The organism is Bacillus siamensis, from assembly GCF_051628075.1.
Lineage (GTDB): Bacteria > Bacillota > Bacilli > Bacillales > Bacillaceae > Bacillus > Bacillus siamensis.
Map to the genome: position 1 here is coordinate 2,029,867 of NZ_CP155579.1, position 23,574 is coordinate 2,053,440.

Below are 23,574 nucleotides of genomic sequence, written 5' to 3' on the forward strand. Positions count from 1 at the left end.
CTTGGTAAGTCTTGCTGAAACCTTGATACAGCAAGGGTTTTCAAGCTTCTGATTTTTCCGGCGCGGCTGTAAAACACAATGTGCAAATTTCTATAAAAACATTTGTTTCACTCTGTTTCTCTTACATAATTTCGGATTTCTTCTAAAAAAAGCGCTCCGTATTTCAATCGTTTTTGTTCCCCTACCCCTTTTACAGAAAGAAGATCATGATCCGTTTTCGGAAGTTTCGCCGACATATCTTTTAACGTCTGATCTGAGAACACGACAAATGGAGGCACGCCCTGTTCCGCTGCGATCTCTTTGCGGAGACGCCGGAGAATCTCAAATAATTCATCATTTTCGGTGACGGCGGCGGCCTGTAAGGCTTCTTTTCTCGCGACTGCGCTCTTTCCAAGCAGAACGTCCCTTCCTTTTTGGGTGACCATAAGCGTCGGAAAAGTCCCGTCTGCCATTCTGATGTATTCATCTGAAATAAGGAATTCGATAAAATCACTGATTTCAGATGCGGTTTGATGCTTCATAATGCCGTAAGTGGACAGGCTGCTGAAGCCGTTTTCCAGCACTTTTTTATTTTTTGACCCGCTAAGCACCTGCGCCACCATCGTTTTTCCGAAACGCTCATTCATTCTGATGATGCATGACAATACCATCTGCGCTTCTTTAGTGACGTCATGCGCGCTTCTTGTATCAGTGCAATTGCCGCATGCTCCGCAAGCTTCCGCCTCATTCTCGCCGAAATATTTCAGAATAAACCGCTGCAGGCAATCTTCGGTATGACAGTAATCCACCATCTGCCTCAGTTTTTTGAGATCCTGCTTTTGTTTTTCTTCTCCGGCAGCCGATTGATCTATCAAAAAACGCTGCACCATAATATCCTGCGCCGAAAACAAGAGCACGCACTCGCTATTGAGGCCGTCGCGCCCGGCTCGTCCGGCTTCCTGGTAATAGCTCTCCATATCTTTCGGAATCTGGGCGTGCAGAACGAACCTGATGTTGCTCTTATCGATTCCCATTCCGAAAGCGGACGTAGCAACCATCACTTGTATCTGATCGTTAAGAAACCGCTCCTGCTGATCTTTTCTGTCACCATCCGCCAATCCGCCGTGATAACGGCCGGCATTGATGCCGCTGCGTTTTAATTTCTCATATAAACGGTCCGTTTCTTTTCTGGTCGCTGTATAAATAATGCCGGCTTCGTGTTTATTTCTTTCGAGGTACTGCTCGATAAACCGGTCTTTGTTTTCGCCCTTTACGACTTTGAATGTTAAATTCTCTCTGGCAAAACCGGTATACACAGTTTGTTCTTTATTGATGTGAAGCTGCTTGCAGATGTCATCATGAACCTCAGGCGTAGCCGTCGCCGTTAGCGCGATGATGACGGGCGGTTCTTTTAATTCATTAAAAAGAATTTCGATATTCCGGTAACTCGGCCTGAAATCATGCCCCCATTGCGATATACAGTGAGCTTCGTCAATGGCGACAAGAGGAACCGTAATATTCTGCAGGATGTGAATGAATTCAGGAGAAGTCAAACGCTCCGGCGTGATGTAAAAGAGCCGGTAAGCCCCTTCCTTCAAACCGTTCAGGCGCTCATGAATGTCACGGCTTGTCTGAGAGCTGTTAATATAAGCTGCCGCGATACCCGCTTCTTCAAGCGCGTCGACTTGATCTTTCATTAAGGAAATAAGAGGGGAAATAACGATTGTGGTTCCTTCAAACAGCAGTGCGGGAATCTGATAGCAGATTGATTTTCCGCCCCCTGTCGGCATAATGCAGACCGTGTTTTTTCTCTCCTCTGCAACTGATTGTATCGCCTGTTTTTGCCCCGCGCGAAGACTGTCGTAGCCAAAATAATGCGCCAGAAGGGATTCGGCTTGATCCAGCATATGTCGTAAAACCTCACTTTGTCTTTGATTCTTTTATTTTATCATACTGATAAAAAATTCTGCTCATAGGCAGACCAAAATAAAAAGCCATCTCCGCAAGGGAAATGGCTTTCGCTACGTATGCCGTACGCAAGTAAGAAAGTTTTAAACCACCACTCCTCAAAGTGGGTGTTTGCAGAAGCGTTCCTGTCGTCCTCTGCAATGGAGGCATGACATTCCGGCTTCGATATAAAACTCCCTATTACAGCTTAAAGGTTAAAACTTAATTAACAATACGAACAATGTAGCTTCTCTTATATCCTACACCATCAGTCGTATTTTGGCAAGGGGGTTAATTCTTTTACAGAAAACCTTTTTTCTGTGCAAAAAATGCTTTTTTCTCCATAAAAGTTGTTTTTTCGACAAAATATCAATATATCAATATAAGATTGCTGCGAAAGCTGTCACCAGTTTCTTCTATATATAATAGAAAAAACTCTCACACCCTATAGGGGTGCAAGAGTTTTCGGCAATTAGATTAGAATTTTGCAGCCAGATCTTTCGCTTCTTGCAGTCCTTTTTCAATGATCGCTTGAGCGTTATCAGGCGCAGCATTGTGGCCTTCAACGACAACAGTGTGAAGATCTTGAACTCCCCAGAAGCCGAGAACAGTTTTCATGAAGTTTAATGACATTTCAAGAGAAGCCATCGGTCCTTCAGAATATACGCCGCCGCGTGCGTTTAAGAGCGCTACTTTTTTATCTCCCATCAGACCTTTAGGGCCTTCAGGCGTGTATGTGAAAGTAACCCCTGCGCGAGACAGGTAATCAACATAAGTATGAAGCACAGCAGGCACTGTGAAGTTCCAAAGCGGGAATGCAAACACGACTTTGTCAGCTTTGACAAATTGGTTTAAGTAAATGTCAGCCGTTGACGCTTGTTTTTTCTCTTCGTCTGTCATTTCAATTCCTTTTGAAGCTTTGAATGTTCCGTTAATCATATCTCTTCCGAGGTAAGGAAGGTTTTCTTTATGAAGATCAAGTTCGATCACTTCATCATTCGGATTGTTTTCTTTATAAGCAGCGAGAAACGCTTCGTATAATTTTACGGATACGCCTTCTTCAGCCGTACGGTCACTTGATTTTACAAATAATACTTGAGACATTCTAAATTCCTCCCGGTAAACTTTTAATATTTACTTACAAATAGTATGTTACTTTCTTTTTTATATAAAGTCAATGATTTTATTTCGATTCTGAGATTCTTTATGGAATAAAAAAACAGGTACATATGAATGTACCTGCTGATATTATTGTGAATCCTGCTCGCGATCCAGGATTTCGTAAGTTTGTGAGCTTTTTTGATCAACGGTTTCTTTATTTGAGAGGTCTTTCACCTGCTCGTGAAATTCCCTTTCATATGAAGGGGCGTCTGTTTCCACATCCCCCTCTGCTTCCCGCTGCGCTTCAACGGTCATTCTGGCGTACGGAACGGCTTCAAGCCTTTCATAAGGGATTTCTTTTCCCGTTTTTTCGCATATCCCGTATGTTCCCTTATCCATCCGCTCAAGTGCGGCATTCACCTCATCTAAAAGATTCTGATCGACTTCATCCAAAGTCTGATTCGTAACCCTGTCCAAATAAATGCTTCCGTGATCAGCTAAGTGATTATCTACTCCGTTTGACAGTTCTCCCGTGTCTTCGCTCATTGAATGTTTTTCTTTTGATTCTCCTTGAAGACCGTCCTTTAAATCGATTAATTTATGGTAAAGGCTGTCCCGCTGTTCTTTTGATAATGACATATTCAGCATCTCCTTTTTCGTCTGTATTCCTGTTGCTTTCAGTTATTACATACCCTCGAAAAAGACCGCTGAAACAATGGGTCTCAATGTGTTCTCCCCCTGATGTTGACACTCGGTGTCTGCTGTTTTGTCTGTCTTTTTTCTCTCACAGGATCATTATCCTGGTTGTCCCTAAATTCTTCAGCGCCGGCTTTTTTAAGCTGGTGCTCCGGCGTATGGTATGTGGCGCCGATATTCAGCACACCGCTCATCTCTGTTATACTCAGCTTTTCAAAGTCAATGTTGTATTCCACTTTGTCCACTTTGACGCTCTCGATATGGACATACGTTTTTTCCCCTTCAGCCGTTTGGGGTTCAGAATGACATTTATTCTGAAGCTCATCAAGCTGCTGTTCCACTTTCTGAAGCCTGTCTAATTCTTCTTCACATACTTTTTTGAAAAGCTCTTTCATTATTTTTTTCAAAGAAAATCACTTCTTTCCCCGTCACTCTTGGAAAGTTCTAGGCGTCCCGTATTGCGAATATATAAACATGGTATACAAAAAGGAGGTGAATGATGATGTTTTTTCCATCCGTTATTAACTTTGAGCATATAAAAATGAACGGAATCAGCAGCGGAGCGACTTTTAACACCGGTTCTTCCGTTATACTGAGGCGCACTGCCGCTAATAAAAGAAATGAAGGATATGGTGAACAAAGCGGAGATTTCACTGTGGTCGCTATCCCCATCATGAGTATTGATGATTCAGATCTGATAGACGGCACCGCAAATAAGGTCAGCCTTCGATAATAATATGGTTTGCATCCCCCAAATGTTTAGCAATTGATATATATAAAATTCCGTCTTTGAATACCGCCTGCATCCCCTTCGTTCCCTGAGCGGAATGAGGAAGATCGAGTTTTTTTTCGAAATCGCCGTATTTTCCAGCCTTCTGTTTAAAATCCTGTTCATTGAAGTAGGATTTTCTCGTGCCTTTTACGACAATGTATTCTCCGTAGGACAAAAGCTGAACATCTTGTTTCCGATAGCCGGGCAGATACAGCAAAAATTGGAGTTCATCATGGGTTTCCACTATATCTATAAGAGGAAAAGCATCCTCATTTCTTCTCATTTGCCCATCTCCCTGTTGAAAGGGAAAATGAGAATGACCGTTTTGAAATGTTTTCAATTGCTCATCATCAAAAATGTTTTTCCAAAAATCACCGCCGGACATGTTTTGCGCCATTTCCATCCATTGCTTCATCTTATCGAAATCCATTTTTTTATCGCCCTCCTGTCTAAGCATACGGTCATAACAGCCGGCATACACCTGTATTAAAGGAGGTTTGCCTGTGGTTCAACCAACTCCATATATCAATATTAATATTTTCATGTTGAAAATTAATTCCTTTGAAAATGCTTCAGCGGTGAATGTCGGACAGAATTTACTGGCGGAATGGCAGAATTCCGATAAAAAGAATCAAGGATACGGACAGAACTTCGGGGATGCAAGCGGCTTCATCGGCACGAACGGCAAAGTGGATGACAGAGATCAAATTGATTCTCCGTCTGCCTTCGAGTCAGCATGCGGCAAAATCCCCGCCGGGAAAGGAGACCCATTATGATGTTTTCGCCGGTTTTGGTCAATGTAGGAGGCTTTAAAGTGAATGCGGTCGACCGGGGCTCTTCCATTACGATCGGCCCGTATCAGCAAATCGATTATTTTTTATCAAATAAGATTAACTATGGATTCGGTGAAGAAAATGGTGATTTGGCGCCGATTTATATCCCCATCAGTTCTATTGCTGATCCGGATCTCATTGATTCGAACTCCGGAAAAACAAGCATTATCTAATAAAAAAGCCATCCGCCTGCATTCGGATGGCTTTTATGTCATATTTAGCTGCATAAGTATTTTGTTAAAATGGCTTGAACCTCGGTCAAGTCCGTTTCTTTTGCAAATTCCAATTCGAATGTTTTTCCCCTTGTCATTAATACGAGGCCCGTATCAGGATCAAACATCCCTGCTTCTTGAATGGCGAAGCTTTCAATTGTTTTATATGGAAGGAAGACGCGCACTTTCTTTTTGGAGAACATTTTATTATCAAAGAAAATCACTCGTTTATTTGTAAAGCATATTTGGTCAACCCGCAGTTTATAAATCGTTTCAATCCGTTCTCCCTCAACGAGCAAAGCCTCCAGCTTTTTTGTGTCGGTTGATCTGCTGACAGAAAAAATTCCCAATGAAGAACCCCACTTTCTGCTTCTATACTATATTTTATCAAATACTTAAAAAAATAAGTTCTTTATCCCTATATAAGAATACGACATAGACAGCATTTAAACCATTACGAACAGATTACATTTTCAGAACGTTCATCGGATAAGCCTTTTCGCGAAAGGTGCTCTGTTATGAAGTAATACGGTTTTGCAGAAGAAAAGGTTTCAAGAAAACCATATTTTTTTCGAAAAGTCAGTTTTTTCTTACCGCTGTAAAAAACCGCGGCCTCTGAATGCCGCGGTTTCAACAAAACATCAACGATCCGTATCTTCAATTGTTCCTTATTTGTCCGTGGCTTTTTCCGAACATGCTGAAGCAAAATAAATTCATTCAGCTTTAGACTTCTTCAAAATACTCTTTGTAGAAGCCGCCGACTTTATTTGTATTGTCCACGACAAAAATAAATTCTTCTGTTTCATTTTTGACTTCATACTCTTTGCCGGGCGTCAGTACGTTTTTGACAATGTATTTTTTCGCATCTGTATGTACGCATTTTACCTTTTTAACGCTTTCTTTTGTCTGCCAATTATTATGAATCATCTGTAAAACTCCTTTTCTTCATCGATAAGCTTATTGTAGCCGTTTTTTCTTGTGAATTGCAATAACGGTTATCAATTGATTTTACCTGGGTCTGTATTATAGAATGACTGTATGCGCTTACTTTGCGCGGACATCAAGATGCTCAAAACAGACCATAAAAAAATTCGGGAGGTTTGTTACGAATGAGTTCTTTAACGATGCAGATCACAAAAAGGCTGGAAACATTTTTGCAAGGCACGAAGAAGCTTTATATTGACGGAAAATTTGTTCCGAGCGCTTCAGGATCAACCTTTGTCACACCGAACCCGGCAACCGGAGAAACTTTGATGACGCTTTACGAGGCACAGGCAGAAGACATTGACAGTGCAGTGAAAGCGGCACGCAAAGCCTTTGATCACGGCGAATGGCGCACTATGCCGGCCGCTTCCAGAAGCAGGCTGATGTATAAGCTTGCCGATTTAATGGAAGAGCACAAAACTGAACTCGCGCAGCTTGAAACACTTGATAACGGAAAACCGATTAATGAAACGACGAATGGAGATATTCCGCTGGCAATTGAGCATATGCGTTATTATGCCGGGTGGTCCACAAAGATAACCGGACAAACGATTCCGGTCGCCGGCTCATATTTTAATTACACCCGCCATGAGCCTGTCGGCGTCGTGGGGCAAATCATCCCTTGGAACTTCCCGCTCCTTATGGCGATGTGGAAAATGGGCGCCGCCCTTGCCACAGGATGTACAATCGTTTTGAAACCGGCGGAGCAGACACCGCTGACCGCCCTCTATTTAGCTGAATTAATTGATCAGGCGGGCTTCCCTGACGGCGTTATCAATATTGTTCCCGGGTTCGGCGAGACGGCCGGGGAAGCGCTGACCAACCATGACGATGTCGATAAACTCGCTTTTACCGGTTCTACAGAAATCGGCAAAAAAATTATGGAGAAAGCCGCGAAAAGTATCAAGCGCGTAACGCTGGAGCTTGGCGGTAAGTCACCTAACATCATTTTGCCTGACGCCAACTTGAAAAAAGCCATTCCCGGCGCTTTAAACGGGGTCATGTTTAATCAGGGGCAGGTATGCTGTGCCGGCTCCCGTGTCTTCATTCACAAAGATAAATATGATGAGGTCGTAAGCGAAATGGTTTCATATGCGAAATCGCTTCGGCAGGGAGCCGGTCTTCACCAAGATACGCAAATCGGTCCGCTCGTCAGTAAGGAACAGCATGAACGCGTGCTTTCTTATATTGAAAAAGGAAAAGCAGAAGGCGCCAAAGCTGTTACAGGCGGAAGCTGTCCGTTTGAAGAAGGGTATTTTGTCTCCCCGACAGTATTTGCGGACGTGGATGACAGCATGGCCATCGCAAAAGAAGAAATTTTCGGCCCGGTTTTAGCCGCTATTCCGTATGATACAGTAGATGAAGTCATTGAGCGTGCGAACCGCTCGGAATACGGCCTTGCAGCCGGACTTTGGACTGAGAATGTGAAAAACGCCCATTACATTGCTGACCGTCTCCAGGCCGGCACCATCTGGGTCAACTGCTACAATGTATTCGACGCGGCCTCTCCTTTCGGCGGCTATAAGCAATCCGGCCTCGGACGGGAAATGGGCTCTTACGCACTGGATAATTATACAGAAGTGAAAAGCGTCTGGATCAGTCTGGAAGATTAATAAAACGAGAAACTGCTGCCTGCCAGCAGTTTCTTTTTTGTGTCATGCCGCCTTTTGCATATGAATATATATGCTTCTGAAGGAGTTGAGCGAGTGTGAGCACAATTCGTGAAAAAGTCAGAAGCCGTCAAAAGAAAACCATCTCCCTATTAAGAGAAAAGCAAAATGCTGACGGCTCATGGTCATTTTGTTTTGAAGGTCCGATTTTGACAAACGCCTTTCTGATCCTCCTTCTCACTTCTCTCGGAGACAATGATAAAGAACTGATCGCTGAGCTTGCAAAAGGCATCCGCGCAAAGCAGCGTCCGGACGGAACATTTGCCAATTATCCCGATGAACGGAAGGGAAATGTGACCGCCACTGTACAGGGCTATGTCGGCTTGCTGGCTTCCGGCTTATATAACCGTTCTGAGGCGCATATGATTCAGGCCGAACGTTTTATCATCTCTAACGGCGGCTTGCGGAACGTACATTTCATGACAAAGTGGATGCTTGCGGCAAACGGCCTTTATCCGTGGCCCGCACTGCACCTGCCATTATCTTTCTTAGTGATTCCCCCCTCTTTTCCGCTGCATTTTTATCAGTTCAGTACATACGCGCGGATCCATTTTGTGCCGATGGCTGTGACGCTTAATAAAAGATTTTCACTGAAAAATCCAAACGTCCCGTCTCTCGCGCACTTAGATCGGCATATGACCAAAAATCCGTTTACATGGCTTCGTTCCGATCAGGAAGAGGACAGAGATCTCTCTTCTCTATTTGCGCATTGGAAACGGCTTTTGCAGATTCCCGCCGCTTTTCATCAGCTTGGTCTCCGTACGGCCAAAACGTATATGCTTGACCGGATTGAAGCAGACGGCACATTGTACAGCTATGCGAGCGCCACTATTTTTATGGTGTACAGCCTGCTTGCTCTTGGTGTATCACGCCACTCCCCCGTTATCAGAAAAGCGCTTGCCGGCACGAAAGCTTTACTCACGTCTTGCGGCAATATACCGTATCTGGAAAATTCAACGTCGACCGTTTGGGATACGGCGCTTCTCAACTATGCGCTCATGAAAAGCGGCATTTCAGATAACGATCAGATGATAACCAGCGCCGCCCGCTTTCTGCGTGAACGGCAGCAGACGAAAGTGGCGGATTGGGCCGTCCACAACCCGCATGCAGAACCGGGAGGATGGGGTTTTTCAAACATCAATACGAATAATCCTGATTGTGATGACACAGCAGCAGTGCTCAAAGCCATCCCGCGAAAACTTTATCCCGGCTCGTGGGAACGCGGACTGAGCTGGCTTTTGTCCATGCAAAACAGTGACGGGGGCTTCTCTGCTTTTGAGAAAAATGTCAATCATCCGCTGATCCGCCTGCTCCCGCTTGAATCGGCTGAGGAAGCTGCCATTGATCCTTCAACAAGCGACTTAACCGGACGGGTGCTTCACTGTTTAGGGGAAGCGGGGCTTTCTTCTGATCACCCCCAGATTGAAAAAGCCATCCAATGGCTGTTCCGCCATCAAGAAGAGGACGGTTCATGGTACGGCAGATGGGGTGTCTGTTATATTTACGGAACATGGGCTGCGCTGACGGGCATGAAAGCTTGCGGTGTCAGCCAAAACCACCCGGCCGTAAAAAAAGCGATCCGCTGGCTGAAGTCTATTCAAAACGAGGACGGAAGCTGGGGAGAATCCTGTAAAAGCGCAGAAATCAAAACGTATGTCCCCCTTTCTTACGGAACGGTTATACAGACGGCATGGGCTGCGGAAGCTTTGCTGCAATACGAAAAACCGCATCACCAGGCCATCACAAAAGGCATATCTTTTCTTATTGAAAACCGGCATTACGAGGGAGCTCCTTTCAGCTATCCGACTGGAATCGGCCTTCCGAAACAATTTTACATCAAGTATCACAGCTACCCGTATGTCTTTTCTTTGCTTGCGCTCAGCACTTTTATGAAAGTGAGTGAAAAGGAGGAAGAAAAATGAAACGGCACGCTTATCAAACCGAGATGCTGAATTGGTGTGAAACCTTGAAGGAACAAGTCATTCAGCAAGGCCGGTTCGATCGCTTCGCGGCACAAATCGACCGGATTTTTCACACTCTTCAGGATGATGGATTAACGGAGGCGGAATGGTACGAACAGGCATCAGGACTTTACCGGGACATTACCCAATCGGAAGAGCCGGATGAGCGCAGAGCTTTTGTGCCGATCGGCAAGCATGTACTGCCTAAACTGCCTTACAGTTATTCCGCACTAGAACCGTATATTTCAAGGGAAATCATGAAACTTCACCATACAAAACACCATCAGACCTATGTTGACGGCCTGAATCATGCTGAACTGGAGCTGAAAAAAGCGCGGCAGATGAAACAGTACGACTTAGTGGCGCATTGGGAGCGGCAATTGGCGTTTCACGGCGCCGGCCATTATTTGCACAGTATTTTCTGGTTTTCCATGAACCCAAACGGAAAAAGACGGCCGACGGGGGCGCTCTTTCAAATGATTGATGTGTCATTCGGAAGCTACTCCGCTTTTAAAGAGCAATTTTCTCAAGCGGCGAAAAAAGTCGAAGGAGTCGGCTGGGCTATCCTAGTCTGGGCGCCGCGCGCCGGGCGGCTGGAGATTTTGGCCGCTGAGAAGCATCAGCTCTACAGCCAGTGGGACGTCATTCCTTTGCTTCCGCTGGATGTGTGGGAACACGCTTATTACTTACAATATAAAAACGACCGAGCGGCTTACGTGGATCAATGGTGGAATGTCGTTGATTGGCGGGAGGCGGAGAAACGGTTCGAGCAAGCGCACCGCGTAATGTGGCCGCTTTATTAAAAAAGCCCCCGTTTTGAACGGGGGCTTGCTTCTTTTCATTTAAAAAATACCGAGCACGTGCAGAAAAACGATAATAATGGCTACAGGAGACACATAACGAATTAACAGGAGCCAGACTGCAAACCATTTCCGTTTAATCCCTGAACCGCTTTTCAGTTCATCAAACAGCGCCTGTTTCGGAATTTTCAGCGGGACGAAAACGGCAATTAAAAGCGCGCCCAGCGGCATTAAGACATTGCTGACGAGAAAGTCCGCGGCGTCAAAAATACTGCGGTGAAAAATTGAAACATCACTCAATATTCCGTACGACAGCGCAGAAGGCACCCCGACAATAAAGATGGCAAGTCCCCCAATCCATGCATACCGCTTTCGTTTTGCCGAATCGCCTTTTGACAAAACGGCAACCAAAATCTCAAGCATTGAAAAAGCCGATGTCAGCGTCGCAAATAAAAACAGCAGCAAAAAGGCGAGTAAAAACACGATGCCGAACGGCATATGGTTAAAGACGGTCGGAAGCACGTTAAACAAAAGCTGCGGGCCCTGATCCGGCTTTAGGCCGAATGAAAACACCGCCGGAAAAATCGCCACGCCCGCCATCACGGCAACAAGGACATTTAATACCGTCACTGATACAGCGGATTGAACAATATTTTCTTCTTTTTCTAAATACGCACTGTATGTAACCATTACGGATACTCCGACGCTTAACGAGAAAAATGACTGTCCCATCGCATATAAAATGGTATTGGCGTCCATCGCGCCGAAATCGGGCATGAAGAAGAATTTTAATCCCTTCGCTGCATCATGAAGCGTAACTGAGCGAATCATTAGAAGAATAAAGAGAATAAACAGAGCCGGCATCAGCACCTGGCTTACTTTTTCGATGCCGCTGCTTACCCCCTTTGCAACAACTAAAATCGTCAGCACGATAAACAGCAGCTGGCCAAAAACCGCTGCATAAGGGTTTGAAATGGTATCGATAAATAACGTATCAAATCCGGATGTGAGCGATAAACCGCCTGTAAAGCCCTTTATAATGTAGATTAATATCCATCCCCCCACTACGCTGTAGAAGGATAATAGAATAAAACACGTAATGATTCCGAGATATCCGATCCAATGCCACTTTTTCCCCGGCGCAAGCGCCTTATAAGATTCAACGGCGTTTTTTTGCGTTTTTCTGCCGATAATAAATTCAGCAAGCAGAAGCGGCAGTCCGATTAAAACCGTAAATAAAATAAAAACGAGCAGAAAAGCGCCGCCTCCGCTGGTTCCCGCTACGTAAGGGAACTTCCATATTGCGCCGAGCCCGATTGCAGAGCCGGCAGTAGCTAAAATAAATCCCAGCTTAGATGACCATTGATTAGCTTCTTTCACTTCAGCACTCCCAATTCATTTCAGTATAAAAATCAATTGTAAGAATATATGTCTGAATAGTCAAGAAGATATTAGTTGACATAATATAATTATAAAAAACTTATATTTAATATTGAATTATTCAGAATATTATTTATAATGGAATACAGAAAAGTCAGTCAGATTTTCTGACTTGATTGATTGGATGAAAAAGGAGCTGTGTTTATGGAATGGATGAAAAAAATAAGCGGGTTTGCGGGACAAACTTTCGGCTTATGGGTGATCGTCTTTGCTGGTTTAGGATTTGCCTATCCTGATTTGTTTTCTTGGATCAGTTCTTATATGACGGTTTTTCTAGGTATTATTATGTTTGGAATGGGGCTTACTCTTCAAACAGACGATTTTAAGGAATTAATCAGAAAACCTTGGCATGTCATCATCGGAGTCGTTGCTCAGTTTACGATTATGCCGCTTACGGCTTTCTGTTTATCAGCCGGGCTCCGCCTCCCCGCAGAAATTGCAGCGGGCGTCATTTTGGTCGGATGCTGTCCGGGCGGTACCGCCTCAAATGTCATGACCTTTTTGGCAAAAGGCAATACGGCGCTTTCAGTTGCGGTCACTACAATCTCAACATTGCTTGCTCCTATTGTAACGCCGGCACTTATTATGCTGTTTGCAAAAGAATGGCTCCCTGTTTCTTTCGGCTCACTTTTTGTTTCCATTATGCAAGCCGTGCTTTTACCGATCATCCTCGGTATAATTGTGAAGCTGCTCTTCAAAAAACAAGTCGGCCAAGCCGTTCACGCGCTTCCTCTCGTGTCGGTAATCGGCATCGTAGCGATTGTTTCCTCTGTTGTAAGCGTAAATCGTGAACATCTGCTTCAATCAGGACTGCTGATTGTGACAGTCGTCATCTTACATAACGGAATCGGATATTTGTTAGGATTCCTGACTGCAAAGCTGTTCAAAATGGATTATGCTTCGCAAAAAGCGATTGCGATCGAAGTCGGGATGCAAAACTCCGGACTGGGCGCGGCGCTTGCGACAGCACACTTCTCCCCTCTGTCAGCCGTACCTAGTGCGATTTTCAGCATATGGCACAATTTGTCAGGATCTGCTCTTGCCACCTATTGGTCTAAGAAAAAAGGAAAAAACAGCGCAGAAGAGGATGAAACGGCAAAGATTCCGCTTTCATAACTGAACAAGGATAGGGCGGCTGCCGCTCTATCCTTGTTTTTTCTGCAGATCACGAAACAGGCGCAAAAGCGCTTTTTTTACATTCCCCTGAAATAAACCTCCATGATAACAAATCAATTGGCGGATATCGTAATCGAGCAGCCGCTCTACGGAACGGACCGCATCTCCCATATGTAACGTATAGCCGGGATGAGCAAGATTCAGCTTTCCGTCTTCAATAACGACCGCATCGCCTGTGATCATTATTTTTTCGGCAGGCAGATAAAGGCTGATATGGCCGGGTGTATGACCCGGCGTGGCCACAATGCGAATGCCTCCGCACCAAGGCAGCAGCTCGCCGTCAGTAACTGTCCGGTGAATCGGAGCGAATTCGGCTGATTGAAGCGAGCGGATGAACTGTTTTGCATGAGGTTTTGCTTCCTCTGGCAATGAACAAAACGTTGATTCAGCCTGCTCAAGCCGTAAAGATTTTTTGGAGCCGTCAATATACGGCGCTTCATGTTCGTGTGCTGTCACGCTGATATCCGGATACAAACGGTGCAATGCAGCGAGTGAGCCGATATGGTCTATGTCGTGATGCGTTACAATGATTTTCGTCAATGAATGAAGCGGCATACCGCGCCGGGCAGCAGCATGTTGAAGGTGTTTTGTAAAGCCGGGATATCCGCAGTCTATTAAAATCGTGTCATGTTCGTCTTGCAGAAGAACCGGCGTGATAGAATGCCATTCTCCATTATGTTCAAATTTAATCTCAAGCGGATAACAGTTTTTCATCTGCATTTCTCCCTTTCCTCAATAAAAAAAGTACACCGCTTGTAAAAGCAGTGTACTTTTCATCTGACACAAATTACCCTTCCAGCAACAGCTGTTCCGGATCTTCAAGCAGGTTTTTAATGGTGACAAGGAATCCGACCGCTTCTTTGCCATCTACAATTCTGTGATCATATGATAAAGCGATGTACATCATCGGACGGTTTTCAGAGCGCTCGGCATCAATCGCTACAGGGCGCAGCTGAATTTTATGCATACCTAAGATCCCAACCTGAGGGCTGTTTAGGATTGGTGTTGACATAAGCGAGCCGAATGTACCTCCGTTTGTGATCGTGAAGGAGCCTCCTTGCAGCTCACCTAATGTTAATTTATTGTTTCGCGCTTTCTTCGCGAGTTCGCCGATTTCTCTTTCTATGCCGGCGAATGTCAGACGATCAGCGTCACGCACGACTGGGACGACAAGCCCTTCTTCAGCCGCGACAGCGATACCGATATCATAAAACTTTTTCACGATCAGCTCATCGCCTTGAATTTCAGCGTTAAGGAGCGGATATTTTTTCAATGCTGCCACGACGGCTTTTGTGAAGAACGACATGAAACCGAGTTTTACTTCATTTTGCTCAAGAAATTGGTCTTTACGGCGTTTTCTTAAATTCATAACCGCCGTCATATCCACTTCATTAAACGTCGTCAGCATCGCAGAAGTCTGCTGCACTTCAACCAATCGTTTCGCGATCGTTTGTCGGCGGCGGGACATTTTTTGCACTTCGACAGGTTTGTCAAAGCTTTGCTGTGTTTTTTGAGCCTGCTGTTTCGGCTGTGCCGCAGGTTTTGGAGCCGGCTTTTCATAAGCTTCCACATCATGTTTGCGTACGCGGCCGAGCGGGTCCCCCGTCGGAATTTGTGAAAGGTCAATTCCTTTTTCCCTTGCCAGCTTGCGTGCAGCCGGAGACGCAACCGTTTTTGATTTTGTTTCTGATTGTGCTTCCTGGCTGACTTCTTGAGCAGCCGGTTCAGCTTTTGCTTCCTCTTTCGTTTGTTCATTGGCTGGAGCACTTTCTGAAGGGGCAGGTGCAGAACTTTCGCCAGCGCCTTCTGTAATGGTGCCGATAATTTCTCCTACTTGGACGGTATCACCCGAATCTTTCAATACCTCTTTTAGAACACCCGATTCTTCTGCTGTCAATTCAACATTTACTTTGTCCGTCTCCAGTTCAAGCAAATACTCACCCTGTTCTACATAGTCACCGGGCTGCTTTAACCATTGGGCTATCGTTCCTTCTGAGATTGATTCTGCTAATTCAGGTACCTTAATTTCCGCCATTTTTACATTTCCCCCTTAGTTTTTGCGAGTCAAGCTATCAGATACAATGCGTTCCTGTTCTTTTTTGTGGATTGTCGGATCTCCTTCTGCGGGACTGGATCGTCTTCTTCGGCCGATGTATTGAACATTTACTCCTTTCGGCGCGATTTCCGTCAGATATGGGCTGATATAACTCCAAGCCCCCATGTTCTGCGGCTCTTCCTGAACCCAAACGATCTCTTGCAGGTTCGGCAGTTTGGCGAAAAGTTCTTTCGCGTCTTTTGCCGGGAACGGATACAGCTGTTCGATTCTGGCAATATGAAGCCAATCTTTATCGCCTTCCATTTTGTTAAAGTGATCGCTGATGTCAATTGACACTTTTCCGCTTGATAACACGACGCGAGTCACTTTTTCGTAAGCGTGGGAAAGACCGGATTGCTCATAGACCGGCTTGAATCTGCTTTCGCTCAGTTCCTGCACTTCAGATACCGTATTCGGATTGCGCAGCAGGCTCTTCGGCGTCATGATCACAAGCGGACGGATTTCCTCACGAAGCAGCATTTTCGCTTGTCTTCTTAAAATATGGAAATATTGAGCCGCACTTGTCAGGTTGGCCACCGTCCAGTTGTTTTCTGCCGCCAGCTGCAGGAACCGCTCGACGCGGGAGCTGGAGTGTTCAGGCCCCTGTCCTTCGTAACCGTGAGGGAGCAGCATGACTAATCCTGATTTTTGTCCCCATTTTGCCCGTCCTGCAGAGATGAATTGGTCAAAATAGACTTGAGCCGCATTGGCAAAGTCCCCGTACTGCGCCTCCCACATCACAAGCGTTTCAGGCGAATACACGTTGTACCCATATTCAAAGCCGAGAACCGACCCTTCAGAAAGCGGGCTGTTATGCACCGTAAATGAAGAAGCACAGTCGTCTAAATGATGGAGCGCAACAAATTCTTCTCCTGTTTCGCTGTCATGCAAAACAAGGTTTCGCTGAGCGAACGTTCCGCGCTCTGAATCCTGTCCGGTCAGCCGGATCGGCGTGCCGTCTTTCAAAATGGAAGCAAACGCAAGCGATTCAGCCAATGACCATTCCACTTTACGATCATCATCAAACGCTTTGGCGCGTCTTTCCAAAATTCTTTTCAGCTTGCCGAACACGTTAAAGGATTCCGGCCAGTTGATGAGTTCGCCGTTCAGCTTGCGGAGAACATCAAAATCAATGGCTGTGTCAACGTCAGGAAAACCGTTGGACACCGGTTCCGGCAATTCGATTTCCCGTACGGCGTCTTCTTTTTTGGCGGGCACCTTTTTATAGGCGTCTTCGATTCGTTTTGTCACTGCCGTTTCAATGTTTTGCGCTTTTTCCTCGCTGATCAGGCCTTCACTTACGAGTTTTTCCGCAAAGATCCGCTTGACAGTCGGGTGTTTTCTGACGGCGTCATACAGCATCGGCTGTGTCGTGGACGGCTCATCCATTTCATTGTGACCGTACCGTCTGTAACCGATTAAATCGATTAAGAAATCTTTATTGAAACGCTTCCGGTATTCGACCGCAAACTTAACGGCTGACAGGCATGCTTCAGGATCATCCGCGTTGACATGAACGATCGGGATTTCATAGCCCTTCGCCAAATCACTGGCATATTTAGTAGAACGGGATTCATCGCTTTCAGTTGTAAAGCCGATCATATTATTGGCGATGATATGAATGGCCCCCCCGACCTGATAGCCTTTCAGAGAGCTTAAGTTCAGCGTCTCAGCGACAATTCCTTCTCCCGGGAACGCTGCGTCACCGTGAATTAAAATGGCGAGCGATTTTGTTTCTTCTTGAACCGGGTACCCCTTTTGCGTTCTTGTTTCCTGTGCCGCCCGCGTGCTTCCTTCAATAATCGGATTGATGAATTCCAGGTGGCTCGGGTTATTCGCGAGCGTAATCCGCGCGCTTTTGGTTTCAGCATCCTGAAGCTGTCTGTCTGCACCGAGGTGGTATTTTACATCTCCCGTCCAGCCGTAGCTGATTCCGGTTGAGCCTTCAGACGGTACAAGATCTTTATTCGGCGCGTGCTGGAATTCTGAGAAAATAATTTCATATGGTTTTCCGAGCACATGCGCGAGGACATTTAAACGGCCTCTGTGCGCCATTCCGATATTGACATTGGTTGTGCCTGCTTTCACAGACTGGGCGATAATGTCGTCAAGAACCGGCACAAGCGCGTCTAATCCCTCAATTGAGAAACGTTTCTGACCGACGAATGTCCGGTGTAAAAATTGTTCAAATCCTTCTACTTCCGTCAGTCTTTCTAAAACGGCTGACAGTTTTTCCGGTGAATTTTTCCGGAACAGTTCTCCGGATTCGACCATTTTTGTAATCCATGCGCGCTCTTCGAAATCATGCACATGGTCAAATTCAAAGGAGATGGTTCTTTTATACGTATTGCGTAAATGCTGGATGGCTTCTAAGCCGTTCGTTATATTGGCAGGTGCGTCTTTACAGATGACAGACGCGGGTATTGCTTTCAGTTCTTCTTCTGTAAGCCCGTACTCGGATAACGGAAAGAGCTCGCTCTTTATTTGATCCTTTCTGAGCGGATTGACGGAAGCGTTCAGATGGCCATAGGTTCGAATATCTTCTGCAAGTTTAACTGCTGCTGCGATCTTTTGAATCAGATCTGCGGTGATGCGTCCCTGTTCCTTTGTTCCCGATGCCTCTTTTATCTGGCTTGGCGGAGCGCCGAGTTCGTCAAACATGTCTTTCAGATCCGGATCAATGCTGTCTGGATCTTCAGCATATTGGTCGTACAGCTCCAGTGCGTAGCCGAGGTTCGGTCCGTAAAAATCTTCCCAATTCATTCTTTGTTTCATATTATTTTGAAACATTTGAATATTACCCCCAACCTAGATAATCAAGTGATCATTTCACTATCTTGAAATAACTTTTGAACGCTGTGCCCAAAATTATGTAATAAAAACGCTTCCAAGGATATTTTACCACTGATTGCGTTTGGATTCTACCTTGATTGTTCACAAAATAGTAAAAAAAACAGATCCATAACGAAAAAATTAAATCATTTTAAAATAAAAAGCGAAAAAGCATAGGAAAAAGCTTATCCTATGCTTTTATGAAGCAGTTTTTTCAAGAGCGGATACAGCACATCGGGGAGCTGATCGACGTCCGGAACAAAAATACTGTACTTTCCGTACATATCCTGAATGGTTTTCATCTGGGATTCTTCTATCGCGGTATTGGACAGAAAAACATTTATGACTTCTATCCCTCTTTTTCTCGCTTCGATGACAGCCTCGCTCGTATCGACGATGCCGTTTTGTTCGTAGCCGAACGCTGCGGGCTCCCCATCTGAAAACACGATTAAAAACTTTTGTGCCTCACTCCGCCTCATCAGCTGTTTTGTCATTTGTCTGATGGCATATCCGTCTCTGTTATCTTCCTCCGGCGCAAGCTGCATGATCAAAGGACCCGCCGCCTGCAGCAGCGACTCTTCAAACGGAATCACCGTATTGAAGAAGTTCGGCTGGCTCGTTTCGGTCGCTTCGTTTGTATCCTCCCAAAAACCGACGATCTGGTGCGGAACGGACACTGATTTCAATGCTTCATGAAAAAGGACGATTCCTCTCTTTGTTTCATCCATTTTGTCGAACATGCTGGCCGAACAATCGACAAGCAGTGTAAACACAGCGTCAATTTCTGAAGACGGGTCCTGCTTTTTATAGAAAAGGCGCGGATTCCGTTCCGTAAAGTAGCGGAGCAGCTTGCGATTCAGCCTGCCTGCATGAAGATCGGTCCGCGGGAGCGTTTTTTTGTGCTCAAGTGTTTTTTGTATCATCTGCTTCAGGCGCTTTTGATATGATTCTATCGTTTTCGCCTGCTCTTTATAAGACTGTTCATCTTCCAGAGACGCTTTGTGCGGTGTTTGGTAAACCGGGAAGGCAAATTTGTTTTCTTTTCCGTCAGCCAGTCCCGCTCCCCTGTGTTCATCCTGCCTGGATTCAAGCGCTTCCAGCTGGGAATAATCCTCTCTTTTTGTCTGGCGTGCTGAGCCTTGAACGGAGCCGAGCGCCTGATCACCGTCATCGCCTTCTCTGGCGGCGTCATTCCCAAGGTCTGATTTCGCGCCGTGTTCAATATCAAATTGAAGGAAACTTTTTGACGGCGCTTCAGTTTCCCGGTGCCACGTATTCATTTTCTCTTCATGGATATCTTCATCTCCGTCGGAAGACTCAGGGAGCGTGATATCGTCGCTTAATGACGGCGCTCTTTTGATGCTCTCGAATAAAGGCTCTTCAGCCGCTTTCTCGTAATCAAGTTCAGGCAGAAAGAAGTAGGTGTTCAGCATATCTTTCTCCAGCACTTCATCAAGGCCTTCCATGAGGTCTTCTGTTATTTTTGCGATCTGTTGCGTAGATTCGGCCTCATACACCCGGATGAGCTGGCGTTCAATATACGGTATCATCATATCAATATCTTCCTGCATGGAGGGAATGCCTTCAAGCGGAGACTCAGCCGTCAGTTTGACAAACATCGCGCAATACAAAGCGTCGGTGAAAATACTCCGTTCCAAGTTCAATGTCAGCTGTGTTGTGAAGTATTTCCTGTACATTTCTCTCCGCTTCTGAAATACACGTTTCGTTCCCGGCCGCTCTTTCTTGATCAGCTCTTCAATTCTGATATCTTCAAGCAGCATGAACAGCTGCTTTGCAAAGCTTTGGCGGGTGAAGTGCCGGCGGACGTCATTTAAAAACCCGGCAAATTCACGGAATGAGCTGCTGCGTGTTCCGACAGCGCGCAAATACACATCGCTTTTCAAGCCGGCTTCCATATCCCCGGCTGATCTGTCTTTCCAAAAGTGGCTCATGTAAATTTTCTTTTCAAAGGGATTGTAGTAAGACTGCACGCCGTATTCCACTTCCACTTCACTGCTCCTGGTCAGTGTTTTGGCCAGATCAGTCAGCATCATGAACAAAAATGAATCGATCGTGCTGTCGTTAAATTTGATAAACTTCATTGTATATCCCTCATTCGAACAGCGTTTCTGCAATATTTCTGACAGCGGCTTTCTCTCTGTCATCATCAAGCTTTTCCACGATGCCTCTTTCAATCGCCCGTTTCGGCGGAATATACGCAGCCAAGTCGCACGTATCAATGAGAGCCCTGATTGACGCCGCTTCCTCTGACACTTGTCCGTTATGCGCTTGTGCGATTAAATCAGAAGACAATGTCATGAAACGCTCAATTAATTTCTCATCTTTTAAGACAGACTGAGAGGTAAGAACCTGCTTCAGAAGGCTTCCTTTAATATACGGAACATCAATAATGACAAAGCGGTTTTTAAGGGCTTCGTTCAGCGGCACGGTGCCGACGTAGCCTTCATTAATGGCGGCGATTACACCGAATCCTTCGCTCGCCTTAATCACTTCTCCTGTAAACGGATTCGTCATCATTTTTCTGTAATCAAGCACGCCGTTTAAAATCGGAAGGGTTTCAGGCTTTGCCATATTGATTTCGTCAATGTATAGAAAATGCCCCTCGTTCATTGCCTTTGTTACCGGTCCGGGAACGAATTCAATTGTCGCCTGCCCGTGTTCATTTTCAATCGTTTTATAACCGACAAGCGCTTCTGCATCAAGGTCTACAGAGCAGTTGACGCTGTGCATCGGTTTATGAAAATAGTTCGAAAGCGTTTCCGCCAATTTTGTTTTCCCTGAACCTGTAGGTCCTTTTAATAAGATATTTTTTCCCATTGTCAAAGCGATGATCGCATCAAATATAATTGCTTTATCTTCGGCCTCATAGCCCGATGATCCGATTAACTCCTGAAATTCTTGGGAAACGGGATGATTCTGATAAGCTTGCAGTTTGTTTTGTATATCTTGGGGCAGTGATAAGTGCTGTAATTCTGAAGTCATAGGTGATGTTTCCTTTCCATTCATATTCCATAACCGAGTATACTAAAAAAGCCCTTGTATACTCAATACAAAAGGGCTTATTCCCTGCGGGCGCTTTTTGTCAGAGGAGCGCAGGCGATTCTGGCTCCGGAATTTCCGCTCGGGTTTGTTAAATAATCATCCGTATGTTCATGAATGACGAACGCGCTCCCGTCCCGGTCAAGCAGGCTGAGTCTGCTTCCTTCTTTTAAAGAAGTCTGCGGCGCGTTCATAATGACATCCACTTTACCGTCAGCCCCCACTTCAAGATTGGGGAGATCCCCGGCGTGATGCCCCATCGGATTGTTGAAGCCGTGCTCTTTGTTCAAAGGGTTGAACGGACCGCCGGCTGATTCGAAATCAGGTGTCTGGCATACCCCTTTTTCATAAATATGAAACCCGAGAGAAGCGCCCGGCGGCAGATGTCCTGCTGATATATGGATGTCTGACCCTTCCTCATCAGAATCTCTCACTTCAATATATCCGATGTTTTTACCTTTTTGATTGATGAGTCCGGCATGCTCGCGGTATGCTGACGCTTCCAATGCGCGGCTTTCTTCATGTTTTTTGGGAGGAACTGGATCGGTCCTGCCTCCGCAGCCGCCAAGCGTGATTGATGCGAGCATGAGAAAAAGCAAGAGACGGTTCATGCTTTCTCCCCCTTATTTTTACCCATCAGTCTTGTCAAAACATAAATATAGTAAACAAAAAAAGCCCCGAAAGGCTTTTTTTAAAAATAACTGCGCGCTCCTAAATAAGCTTTTTTCCAATATGGATTGCTTAAGTTTGAAATTTCAACCCCGGAGGAACTTGCGTGAATGAAATCTCCTCCGCCCAAATATATTCCCATATGAGAAGGGCCCGCTTTATATGTCGTAAAGAAGACGAAGTCGCCTGCTGACGGCTGGCTGATTTGTTTCATTGTATTCCAGTATCCGGCGGTGCTCAGACGTGAAACAGAGCTTACCTTATTTAAAAGGTAATAGATATAGCCGCTGCAATCGAATCCCGCAGGCGTATTGCCCCCCCATCGGTAAGGCACGCCGACGTATTTTTTTGCTTCGCCTATCATTCTGTCAATCTTTGACCCTGTCACCGGAGGTTCTGGAGTATGAGGTTTGTTTGGCTTTGCCGGGTTGTTTTCCGGCTGGCGCACAGGGTCTTCTGTTTTTTCCGTCCCGTTTATCACGAGAACTTGTCCGATTTGCAGCACATCAGTTGTCAGTTTATTTTTTTCTCTGATGAGCTGGGCGGTGATGCCGAACCGATTGGCAATTTTCCAGAGGGAATCGCCTGCTTTTACTTTGTATGTGGACGGCTTCTCAGAAGGGTTTGGATGAGATGGCGGTGTTGTGCCGCTGTTTCCGTTATGTGGAGAGCCTTTGGTTTTTAACACTTGGTTCGGATACAGCAAGTCTGACGTTAATTGATTCAGCTTTTTCAGTTCAGCGATGGTGATGCCGATTTGATTGGCGATTTTCCAAAGCGAATCACCCGGTTTTACAGTGTAAGTCCCTGATGCGGCTTTATCAGGTTTTGTCTGTTTGCCGCCTCTGTCCGTGCCGGGGGCAGACCCTTTAATTTTCAGTTTTTGGCCCGGATAGATGACATCTGAGCTCAAACGGTTCAGGCTTCTCAGCTCCGAAACACTCATGCGGTATTTTTTTGCGATCACCCATAAGGAATCTCCGTATGTAACCGTGTAAGCGCCCGTGCTTCGTTTTTCCTTTTGATTTGTTTTATGTGTGCTGCTGCCGTCAGGAATGTTCAGCCGCTGTCCGGGGTAAAGGATCGTTGATTTCAATTTGTTTTCCGCCTGGAGGGCTGAAATGCTTGTATGATATTGTCGGGAAAGCTTCCAAAGAGAATCGCCGTTTTTTACTTGAATGGTTTTTGCTTCAGCGGGATGCACCGCGAAGGTTGAAGTCATTACTGCAGATACAGCCAGACCGGCTGCGATTTTTTTCTTCATATAACGAAAAACCTCCTATTTATCATTGCTGAAAGGGGCGTTCCTTTTCTTCAAACGCCGCCTGTTATACAGGATTCATGCAG

Annotated in this window: 22 protein-coding genes and 1 other RNA gene; 7 read left to right on the forward strand and 16 right to left on the reverse strand. The window is 45.5% G+C overall.

Annotated features, from left to right (window positions below; genetic code table 11):
• Positions 1–107 precede the first annotated feature (107 nt).
• From recQ to ABDB98_RS09755, 5 genes are all read right to left on the reverse strand, one after another.
• Positions 108–1,886: a DNA helicase RecQ gene (recQ, locus tag ABDB98_RS09735; protein ID WP_438420047.1), complete on the reverse strand. Its 1,779-nt coding sequence runs from the start codon at positions 1,884–1,886 to the stop codon at positions 108–110.
• A gap of 107 nt (positions 1,887–1,993) precedes the next feature.
• A non-coding RNA gene (gene ssrS, locus ABDB98_RS09740) (6S RNA) lies at positions 1,994–2,179 on the reverse strand.
• 224 nt (positions 2,180–2,403) lie between these two features.
• Positions 2,404–3,030, reverse strand: a complete 627-nt coding sequence (locus tag ABDB98_RS09745; protein WP_003153791.1) for an FMN-dependent NADH-azoreductase — start codon at positions 3,028–3,030, stop codon at positions 2,404–2,406.
• A 144-nt stretch (positions 3,031–3,174) separates the two neighbouring features.
• Entirely contained in the window at positions 3,175–3,666 is a 492-nt protein-coding gene (locus ABDB98_RS09750; RefSeq protein ID WP_438420048.1) for a TraR/DksA family transcriptional regulator, read from the reverse strand.
• A gap of 83 nt (positions 3,667–3,749) precedes the next feature.
• Positions 3,750–4,130, reverse strand: coding sequence for a hypothetical protein (locus ABDB98_RS09755; RefSeq protein WP_438420049.1), 381 nt, complete (start codon positions 4,128–4,130; stop codon positions 3,750–3,752).
• A 92-nt stretch (positions 4,131–4,222) separates the two neighbouring features.
• Here ABDB98_RS09755 and ABDB98_RS09760 point away from each other — a divergent pair, with 92 nt between their 5' ends.
• On the forward strand, positions 4,223–4,456 hold the full coding sequence (locus ABDB98_RS09760; protein WP_438420050.1) for a hypothetical protein: 234 nt from the start codon (positions 4,223–4,225) through the stop codon (positions 4,454–4,456).
• On the opposite strand, the gene ABDB98_RS09765 is transcribed toward ABDB98_RS09760, so the two are convergent.
• A complete protein-coding gene (locus ABDB98_RS09765; protein ID WP_060962563.1) occupies positions 4,443–4,925 on the reverse strand; it encodes an Hsp20/alpha crystallin family protein in 483 nt (160 codons plus the stop codon). The two genes, ABDB98_RS09760 and ABDB98_RS09765, sit on opposite strands and share 14 nt — an antisense overlap.
• Before the next feature lie 73 nt (positions 4,926–4,998).
• On the opposite strand from ABDB98_RS09765, the gene ABDB98_RS09770 reads away from it, so the two are divergent.
• Both ABDB98_RS09770 and ABDB98_RS09775 read left to right on the forward strand, forming a co-directional pair.
• Positions 4,999–5,271: a hypothetical protein gene (locus ABDB98_RS09770; RefSeq protein ID WP_060962562.1), complete on the forward strand. Its 273-nt coding sequence runs from the start codon at positions 4,999–5,001 to the stop codon at positions 5,269–5,271.
• The gene (locus ABDB98_RS09775) at positions 5,268–5,501 is read left to right on the forward strand and encodes a hypothetical protein (RefSeq protein WP_003153785.1); all 234 of its coding nucleotides are present in this window, start codon (positions 5,268–5,270) and stop codon (positions 5,499–5,501) included. Before ABDB98_RS09770 ends, ABDB98_RS09775 begins: the two co-directional genes overlap by 4 nt.
• A 44-nt stretch (positions 5,502–5,545) precedes the next feature.
• Here ABDB98_RS09775 and ABDB98_RS09780 read toward each other — a convergent pair whose 3' ends face one another.
• Positions 5,546–5,890 carry a PH domain-containing protein gene (locus tag ABDB98_RS09780; protein ID WP_003153783.1) on the reverse strand — a complete coding sequence of 115 codons (345 nt, stop codon included), beginning with the start codon at positions 5,888–5,890 and terminating at the stop codon, positions 5,546–5,548.
• Between the two features lie 373 nt (positions 5,891–6,263).
• Positions 6,264–6,467, reverse strand: coding sequence for a DUF6501 family protein (locus tag ABDB98_RS09785; protein WP_007407979.1), 204 nt, complete (start codon positions 6,465–6,467; stop codon positions 6,264–6,266).
• A 182-nt stretch (positions 6,468–6,649) separates the two neighbouring features.
• Here ABDB98_RS09785 and ABDB98_RS09790 point away from each other — a divergent pair, with 182 nt between their 5' ends.
• From ABDB98_RS09790 to ABDB98_RS09800, 3 genes are all read left to right on the forward strand, one after another.
• On the forward strand, positions 6,650–8,137 hold the full coding sequence (locus tag ABDB98_RS09790) for an aldehyde dehydrogenase family protein (RefSeq protein ID WP_045926171.1): 1,488 nt from the start codon (positions 6,650–6,652) through the stop codon (positions 8,135–8,137).
• A gap of 95 nt (positions 8,138–8,232) precedes the next feature.
• Positions 8,233–10,116: a terpene cyclase/mutase family protein gene (locus ABDB98_RS09795; protein ID WP_438420051.1), complete on the forward strand. Its 1,884-nt coding sequence runs from the start codon at positions 8,233–8,235 to the stop codon at positions 10,114–10,116.
• Positions 10,113–10,958 (forward strand): superoxide dismutase, encoded by an 846-nt coding sequence (locus ABDB98_RS09800; protein ID WP_060962559.1) that lies wholly within the window; start codon positions 10,113–10,115, stop codon positions 10,956–10,958. The genes ABDB98_RS09795 and ABDB98_RS09800 overlap by 4 nt, the downstream gene beginning before the upstream one ends.
• Positions 10,959–10,997: 39 nt before the next feature.
• Here the strand turns inward: ABDB98_RS09800 and ABDB98_RS09805 are convergent, their stop codons facing one another.
• Positions 10,998–12,335 carry a sodium-dependent transporter gene (locus tag ABDB98_RS09805; protein WP_060962558.1) on the reverse strand — a complete coding sequence of 446 codons (1,338 nt, stop codon included), beginning with the start codon at positions 12,333–12,335 and terminating at the stop codon, positions 10,998–11,000.
• Positions 12,336–12,539: 204 nt separating this feature from the next.
• On the opposite strand from ABDB98_RS09805, the gene ABDB98_RS09810 reads away from it, so the two are divergent.
• A complete protein-coding gene (locus ABDB98_RS09810; RefSeq protein ID WP_438420052.1) occupies positions 12,540–13,511 on the forward strand; it encodes a bile acid:sodium symporter family transporter in 972 nt (323 codons plus the stop codon).
• 27 nt (positions 13,512–13,538) lie between these two features.
• Here ABDB98_RS09810 and ABDB98_RS09815 read toward each other — a convergent pair whose 3' ends face one another.
• The 7 genes from ABDB98_RS09815 to ABDB98_RS09845 form a co-directional block, all read right to left on the reverse strand.
• On the reverse strand, positions 13,539–14,285 hold the full coding sequence (locus tag ABDB98_RS09815) for an MBL fold metallo-hydrolase (protein ID WP_438420053.1): 747 nt from the start codon (positions 14,283–14,285) through the stop codon (positions 13,539–13,541).
• 73 nt (positions 14,286–14,358) lie between these two features.
• A complete protein-coding gene (gene odhB, locus ABDB98_RS09820; protein WP_047474626.1) occupies positions 14,359–15,606 on the reverse strand; it encodes a 2-oxoglutarate dehydrogenase complex dihydrolipoyllysine-residue succinyltransferase in 1,248 nt (415 codons plus the stop codon).
• 15 nt (positions 15,607–15,621) lie between these two features.
• Complete coding sequence (sucA, locus tag ABDB98_RS09825; protein WP_438420054.1) at positions 15,622–18,456, reverse strand: 2-oxoglutarate dehydrogenase E1 component; 2,835 nt, start codon at positions 18,454–18,456, stop codon at positions 15,622–15,624.
• 227 nt (positions 18,457–18,683) lie between these two features.
• Positions 18,684–20,600, reverse strand: a complete 1,917-nt coding sequence (locus ABDB98_RS09830) for a vWA domain-containing protein (protein ID WP_438420055.1) — start codon at positions 20,598–20,600, stop codon at positions 18,684–18,686.
• Between the two features lie 10 nt (positions 20,601–20,610).
• Positions 20,611–21,501, reverse strand: coding sequence for an AAA family ATPase (locus ABDB98_RS09835; RefSeq protein WP_060962554.1), 891 nt, complete (start codon positions 21,499–21,501; stop codon positions 20,611–20,613).
• Between the two features lie 77 nt (positions 21,502–21,578).
• A complete protein-coding gene (locus ABDB98_RS09840) occupies positions 21,579–22,169 on the reverse strand; it encodes a superoxide dismutase family protein (RefSeq protein WP_438420056.1) in 591 nt (196 codons plus the stop codon).
• A gap of 80 nt (positions 22,170–22,249) precedes the next feature.
• On the reverse strand, positions 22,250–23,491 hold the full coding sequence (locus ABDB98_RS09845) for a LysM peptidoglycan-binding domain-containing protein (protein WP_438420057.1): 1,242 nt from the start codon (positions 23,489–23,491) through the stop codon (positions 22,250–22,252).
• Positions 23,492–23,574: the final 83 nt, after the last annotated feature.

What these genes read in the sequence shown, in the direction of transcription:
- recQ (WP_438420047.1), bottom strand. Translation starts at nt 1,886, where the DNA reads ATGCTGGATCAAGCCGAATCCCTTCTGGCGCATTATTTTGGCTACGAC.
- ABDB98_RS09745 (WP_003153791.1), bottom strand. Translation starts at nt 3,030, where the DNA reads ATGTCTCAAGTATTATTTGTAAAATCAAGTGACCGTACGGCTGAAGAA.
- ABDB98_RS09750 (WP_438420048.1), bottom strand. Translation starts at nt 3,666, where the DNA reads ATGTCATTATCAAAAGAACAGCGGGACAGCCTTTACCATAAATTAATC.
- ABDB98_RS09760 (WP_438420050.1), top strand. Translation starts at nt 4,223, where the DNA reads ATGATGTTTTTTCCATCCGTTATTAACTTTGAGCATATAAAAATGAAC.
- ABDB98_RS09765 (WP_060962563.1), bottom strand. Translation starts at nt 4,925, where the DNA reads ATGGATTTCGATAAGATGAAGCAATGGATGGAAATGGCGCAAAACATG.
- ABDB98_RS09775 (WP_003153785.1), top strand. Translation starts at nt 5,268, where the DNA reads ATGATGTTTTCGCCGGTTTTGGTCAATGTAGGAGGCTTTAAAGTGAAT.
- ABDB98_RS09785 (WP_007407979.1), bottom strand. Translation starts at nt 6,467, where the DNA reads ATGATTCATAATAATTGGCAGACAAAAGAAAGCGTTAAAAAGGTAAAA.
- ABDB98_RS09790 (WP_045926171.1), top strand. Translation starts at nt 6,650, where the DNA reads ATGAGTTCTTTAACGATGCAGATCACAAAAAGGCTGGAAACATTTTTG.
- ABDB98_RS09800 (WP_060962559.1), top strand. Translation starts at nt 10,113, where the DNA reads ATGAAACGGCACGCTTATCAAACCGAGATGCTGAATTGGTGTGAAACC.
- ABDB98_RS09810 (WP_438420052.1), top strand. Translation starts at nt 12,540, where the DNA reads ATGGAATGGATGAAAAAAATAAGCGGGTTTGCGGGACAAACTTTCGGC.
- ABDB98_RS09815 (WP_438420053.1), bottom strand. Translation starts at nt 14,285, where the DNA reads ATGAAAAACTGTTATCCGCTTGAGATTAAATTTGAACATAATGGAGAA.
- odhB (WP_047474626.1), bottom strand. Translation starts at nt 15,606, where the DNA reads ATGGCGGAAATTAAGGTACCTGAATTAGCAGAATCAATCTCAGAAGGA.
- sucA (WP_438420054.1), bottom strand. Translation starts at nt 18,456, where the DNA reads ATGTTTCAAAATAATATGAAACAAAGAATGAATTGGGAAGATTTTTAC.
- ABDB98_RS09830 (WP_438420055.1), bottom strand. Translation starts at nt 20,600, where the DNA reads ATGAAGTTTATCAAATTTAACGACAGCACGATCGATTCATTTTTGTTC.
- ABDB98_RS09835 (WP_060962554.1), bottom strand. Translation starts at nt 21,501, where the DNA reads ATGACTTCAGAATTACAGCACTTATCACTGCCCCAAGATATACAAAAC.
- ABDB98_RS09840 (WP_438420056.1), bottom strand. Translation starts at nt 22,169, where the DNA reads ATGAACCGTCTCTTGCTTTTTCTCATGCTCGCATCAATCACGCTTGGC.
- ABDB98_RS09845 (WP_438420057.1), bottom strand. Translation starts at nt 23,491, where the DNA reads ATGAAGAAAAAAATCGCAGCCGGTCTGGCTGTATCTGCAGTAATGACT.